We start from the raw sequence: 4832 nt of genomic DNA on the forward strand, positions 1-4832 counted from the left end.
GCTATGGCAGTGAGAAATACCCGTCGGGGGCCCAGCCGGTCCGCGACCCACCCGCTGGCCGGGATGAGGACTGCGACCGTGACGAGATAAGCGGAGATCGCGACGTTGACATCGACGGGATCGACCCGGAATGACCGCGCGATGCTCGGGATCGCCGGGCCGATGATCGTCGCATCCAGGATCTCCATGAAGAAGGCGCCCGCCACGAGCAGCGCCATACCACGTGGAAAGGACGATCCCGGCCGCCGCTCACTCATCGTCACTGACCTCTCATGGACCCGGGGCGGTGCGGCAACAGGGCGATCTGATCGGACTCGGCGAGGTCGGCGCTCGTGGTCAAGAACACCTCGACGATGTCGGCGGCCGCGTCGGGATTCACGATCTCGTACCCTAGCGCTGCCACATTAGCGTCGAGACATCTCCGCGCTCCGACAGCTGTCCGCGCATCGTGGCACAAGGCTGCTCGTGACATCGCTCACCTTGTTCGCAGCGATCGTGACGCCGGCACCGTTCCCGCACAGGGCGATGCCGTACGCAGCGTCACCGTCTGACACGATGCGGGCAACACCGAGCCCGACATCCGCCCAGCCGAGTCCGCTCATCTGGACGACGTCGTGCCCCAGCTTTGCGACACGACGAACGATCGCGTCAGATACCTCGGTGCTCTGCTCGGCACCGACCACGACTCTCATACCGCGCCATTGGCAAAGTGCGGCAGCACGTCGTTCGGGGTAGTCCGGAATGCGGTACTTCTTGCCTCGATAGGTGTAGAGCTCTCCGAGCGGAGCGGTCCAGAGCCCGGTGATGAGTTCGAGTTCGATGCGGCCGTGGCTCATGCATCGGGACCTCTAGGACATGGGGGTTCTCCTTAGTGTCGTCGTGCATTCGTTGGCGACTGCGATCAATCGGTTGCGTGTTCGGGTGCCCGTTTCCACAGCAGTGTGCTGATGGTTTCTATACCGGGGGTCGGCTCTGTGCTGGCGGATAGCGTGAGGTGGTCTCCGTCGAGCTTGGCATGCCGTAGCTGGGTTCCGTTGAGCCAGTTGGGTAGTAGCGACACCCTGACCTCGTGATGCACGACGCCGGTGGATTCGTCCACTTGGAATGGGCCGCTGTAGGCCAGGTATCCGGCGGCCGCGGCCGCAGCTTGTTCGGGGGTGCCTCCATCTGATTCGCTGCGGTCGAAGGCTGGTCGGTCGCGGCGCATCAATTGTGCGGACATGTAGCCGTCGGCGGTGTACATGATCAGGCCCAGCGCATCAGGACCGAGCGGGTAGGTGATCGGGCCACCGTGGTTGTCTTGGGCGATGTAGGAGACCAGCTCCCAGGTTCCCAGAATGGCGTTGCGCAGCATCTAGTCCTCCGTCGGCTCGGGGAATGAGGTGAAACCAAACATCAACCATGATTGGTTGGATTCCCAGTCGGGGTAGCGCTTGGTCATCTCGTTGAACAGTTCTTCGTCGGTTGTGGTGCTCTTCTGTAGTCGGCCGAAGTCTTCGAGGTAGCGCTTGCTGTCCTGTATCGCCGATGGCAAATCGGGCGCATCCGGTTTCTTGTGTCCGGCGATGGCGATCTTCGGGTGCAGCGCCGCCAGCCGGTCCAGCGCCTCGATCCAATTGCGCCGGCTCTCGGGTGTGGTGTCCCCGACGTACATGTGGCATTGGTTGTAGAGCACGTCGCCGCCCACGACGAGGTCGATGGAGGGAACATGCAGCGACAGCGCAACCCAATCCGCGAGCGCCTCGGCCTCGGCGACGGTGGCCAGGGTATCCACCAGCACCGCGTCGTACTCACCGTAGATCAGGGTGGAGGTGATCGGATCCCACCCCAGTGGTTCACCGAACGGGCTCGGCCGCTCACCGACGACGGCCTTGCCGGGAGCGGTAAAAGCGTTGACGCCCAGTCGCTTCGGCGATGATGCCTGTGGCGTGGTTGCCGTCATCGCGTGTGCCGCAGTTCTGAGGGGAGGTCGCCGTCCATGGTGATGATCAACAGAGCCAAGAGATAATCGAGTCGGTAGCCCACCGATTCGATGTCGGGGTTGTCGTAGCTGGCGAAGAGCAGGCTGGGTTGGTCGACGGCGAGTTTCGTGTCGCCGTCGGGGTCGGCGTAGATGAGGGTGCGCAGTGGGGCGTGCAGCATGACGGCGGGGTCGTGGTGGAACATGGCTTCGGCGATGGTGTGGTTGCCCATCAGGTACTCGGTGGCCTTCCAGAACGATGCTGATCCGGCCATGACCGCAGTCACATCAGTGCGGTAGTAGCGCATGAACCCTTGTGGGGCACTGATTTCGGCGAGTTCCAGGGTTGCTTGCCAGTTGGCCATCTGGCCGAATCGAACCAGGTCTGCCTCCGGCACCAGAGTTTCGTAGAGCTCCCTGGCCTCGTCGTAGGGGCGGGGCAGGTGCACGATGAGCCGCCGCGACCGGTGCTCGACAGCGCTGCTGACTAGGGTCATGGATGGGCCTCTTCGTTGGCGTAAATGAGCTCGACGTTGCCGATGTCGAGGGTGATGGACGGGTGGTTGAGATTGACGGTGTTGTCGGGGTTGCGCCGGAAGACCCGTCGGCGGGTGGCAACGAGGAGGCCCTCGAAGGATCGGTAGTGGCCGACCAGTGTGCTGCCGAGAACTTCGGTGATGTAGTCCATTCGGCGTTGCAGGCCCGTTGAGTCGAAGTAGAACGCCTGCTCGGGATTGTGGGTGGCCATCGAGGACGGCAAGCGCACGTGTAGCCGTCGCCAGGTTTGGCCGGCCTCGTGCCAGGGTTCGATTTCATTGGCGACTACCCCGGGATAGGTGAACAGAAAGGGGGTGGTGAAGTAATTCCAGTTGGCGTAGCCCAGGAAGTACCCAAGATGGAGGGCGTCCCAGGGCGTTGATCGCAGGTAGCCCTTGAACGAGGCCCGCGCCGCAGCGAGGCTGCCGACGGCATGTCCGTCCAGTGTCTGTAGCGCCACCGTGTCGCTGTCTGCCTGAAACGTCATCCGCCAGTCTGGTCTGGTGAACGGTGTGAATTCAATGTGTTCATCGACGGTGTCCAGGGTGACGGTCTGGTCGAATGTCGGGCCTGCCGGCCACCCCTTCGTCGCCCATATCGGCCCGCCGACTGAGAGGTCGACGGTCAAGCCGCGAAGCGCATTCCAGAGCTTTTGACCGCCCGCCGCATCGATGGCGGTGGCGACGAGGTCATCAGTCACGGAGACAACTCCCTTCTCGACTGCCATCCTGGCGGTGCAAACACACCCGGACGGCTGGCACACGTTCGGTGACCGCTGCCAGTCTTGTTCCCTCAGCCCGCCTTCGTATCCGCCTGTGGACAGTCCGTGTGGTCAGTGGGGAAACGGTGTGGATTCCGTCGCTCTGGAAGCGTCTGCTCACCACGGGCGTTGCGAACTAGGTGGGCTCAAACGTGGGTGCTGGGTAGATGACCATAGATTTCCCCGTCCTGGGAGGCGCCCAGTTAACGGGCCGGCGAAGCGAATGCCAGATACTCGACCGGCTCATCGAGGCTGTCCGCGCAGGTGAGAGCCGGGCACTGGTGATTCGTGGCGAACCGGGCATCGGTAAGACGGCGTTGTTGGATTACGCGGCCGATCACGCGTCGGGCTGCCTGGTGGCGCGTGCCGCTGGTGTCCAGTCGGAGATGGAGCTCGCGTTCGCGGGGTTGCATCAGTTGTGCGCGCCGATGCTCGATCACGTTGACCGGCTCCCGGGTCCCCAACGCGATGCGCTGCGGACCGCATTGGGCATCAGTCCCGGCACCGCGCCGGATCGCTTCCTGGTGGCCCTGGCGGTTTTGGGCCTACTCTCCGATGTGGCCGAGCAGCGGCCTCTGATCTGCTTGGTCGATGACGAGCAGTGGCTGGATCGGGCGTCGACACAGGTCCTGGCCTTCGTGGCGCGCCGGCTGCAGGCGGAATCGGTCGGTGTGATGTTGGCTGCGCGCAGGCCGAGCGAGGCTGTGGCGGGGTTGCCGGAACTGGTGCTGGAGGGTCTGGGCGAGGAGGATGCGCGGTCGCTGTTGGACTCGGTGCTTCCCGGGCCGCTGGATGTGCGGGTCCGCGACCGCATCCTCGCTGAGACGCGCGGCAACCCGCTGGCGATGTTGGAGCTGCCGCGCGGGTTGACGCCGGCGGAGCTGGCAGGCGGGTTCTTCGCCGGCACAGTTCGGCTCTCGGGGAGTGCCGAGGAGGGCTTCCGGCGGCGGCTGGAGAATCTTCCCACCGAGACCCGGCTGTTGGTGCTGGTGGCGGCGGCCGAACCGGTCGGCGAACCACTGCTGGTGTGGCGCGCCGCCGAGCGGCTCGGGATCGGGGCCCAGGCGGCGACGCCGGCGGCGGACGCCGGCCTGCTGGAGTTCGGGGCTCGGGTGCTGTTCCGTCACCCGCTGGTGCGTTCCGTGGCCTATCGCTCGGCGCCTGTCCAGGACAGGCAGGACGTGCATCGCGCCTTGGCGGAGGTCACCGATCCGGAGCTCGATCCCGACCGCCGTGCCTGGCACCGGGCGCAGGCCGCTCCCGGGCCAGACGAGGATGTCGCCCTGGAGCTTGAGCGCTCGGCCTGTAGAGCGCGGGCCCGCGGTGGTTTGGCGGCGGCGGCGGCGTTCCTGGAACGCGCGGCGACGCTGACGCGCGAACCTGCTCGCGGCGCCCAGCGTCTGCTGGCTGCGGCCAGGACGAAACGTGACGCGGGCGCGTTTGACGCTGCCCTGGGACTGCTGGTGGCGGTCGAGGCTGCCCCGCTTGACCCGCTGCAGACCGTCGAGCTGCAGCGCCTGCGCGGACAGATCGCGCTGATGCAGCGCCGCGGCAGCGATGCCGCTCCGCTGCTGC

8 protein-coding genes are annotated in these 4832 nt (G+C 65.3%); 1 reads left to right on the top strand and 7 read right to left on the bottom strand.

Translation table 11 applies throughout. The features are described 5' to 3' along the window. From QOC69_RS24780 to QOC69_RS24810, 7 genes are all read right to left on the bottom strand, one after another. The coding region (locus tag QOC69_RS24780) for an MFS transporter (protein ID WP_526444606.1) at positions 1-218 on the bottom strand (218 nt) is incomplete at its 3' end. Positions 219-259: 41 nt separating this feature from the next. Next, positions 260-472, bottom strand: a complete 213-nt coding sequence (locus QOC69_RS24785; RefSeq protein ID WP_526444592.1) for an RpiB/LacA/LacB family sugar-phosphate isomerase — start codon at positions 470-472, stop codon at positions 260-262. Further along, positions 405-836: an RpiB/LacA/LacB family sugar-phosphate isomerase gene (locus tag QOC69_RS24790; protein ID WP_526444594.1), complete on the bottom strand. Its 432-nt coding sequence runs from the start codon at positions 834-836 to the stop codon at positions 405-407. Before QOC69_RS24790 ends, QOC69_RS24785 begins: the two co-directional genes overlap by 68 nt. Before the next feature lie 65 nt (positions 837-901). Next, entirely contained in the window at positions 902-1354 is a 453-nt protein-coding gene (locus QOC69_RS24795) for a lipocalin-like domain-containing protein (protein WP_526444596.1), read from the bottom strand. Continuing rightward, positions 1355-1942 (bottom strand): MBL fold metallo-hydrolase, encoded by a 588-nt coding sequence (locus QOC69_RS24800; protein ID WP_526444598.1) that lies wholly within the window; start codon positions 1940-1942, stop codon positions 1355-1357. Continuing rightward, the gene (locus QOC69_RS24805) at positions 1939-2457 is read right to left on the bottom strand and encodes a DUF302 domain-containing protein (RefSeq protein ID WP_526444600.1); all 519 of its coding nucleotides are present in this window, start codon (positions 2455-2457) and stop codon (positions 1939-1941) included. The genes QOC69_RS24800 and QOC69_RS24805 overlap by 4 nt, the downstream gene beginning before the upstream one ends. After that, positions 2454-3197 (bottom strand): hypothetical protein, encoded by a 744-nt coding sequence (locus QOC69_RS24810; protein ID WP_526444602.1) that lies wholly within the window; start codon positions 3195-3197, stop codon positions 2454-2456. The genes QOC69_RS24805 and QOC69_RS24810 overlap by 4 nt, the downstream gene beginning before the upstream one ends. 227 nt (positions 3198-3424) lie before the next feature. Here QOC69_RS24810 and QOC69_RS24815 point away from each other — a divergent pair. Next, positions 3425-4832, top strand: a 1408-nt coding sequence (locus QOC69_RS24815) for an AAA family ATPase (RefSeq protein WP_526444604.1), incomplete at its 3' end; no start/stop codon positions are given.

The organism is Mycobacterium sp., from assembly GCF_032162105.1.
Classification (GTDB): Bacteria; Actinomycetota; Actinomycetes; order Mycobacteriales; family Mycobacteriaceae; genus Mycobacterium.

What these genes read in the sequence shown, in the direction of transcription:
- QOC69_RS24805 (WP_526444600.1), bottom strand. Translation starts at nt 2,457, where the DNA reads ATGACCCTAGTCAGCAGCGCTGTCGAGCACCGGTCGCGGCGGCTCATC.
- QOC69_RS24790 (WP_526444594.1), bottom strand. Translation starts at nt 836, where the DNA reads ATGAGCCACGGCCGCATCGAACTCGAACTCATCACCGGGCTCTGGACC.
- QOC69_RS24785 (WP_526444592.1), bottom strand. Translation starts at nt 472, where the DNA reads ATGTCACGAGCAGCCTTGTGCCACGATGCGCGGACAGCTGTCGGAGCG.
- QOC69_RS24800 (WP_526444598.1), bottom strand. Translation starts at nt 1,942, where the DNA reads ATGACGGCAACCACGCCACAGGCATCATCGCCGAAGCGACTGGGCGTC.
- QOC69_RS24795 (WP_526444596.1), bottom strand. Translation starts at nt 1,354, where the DNA reads ATGCTGCGCAACGCCATTCTGGGAACCTGGGAGCTGGTCTCCTACATC.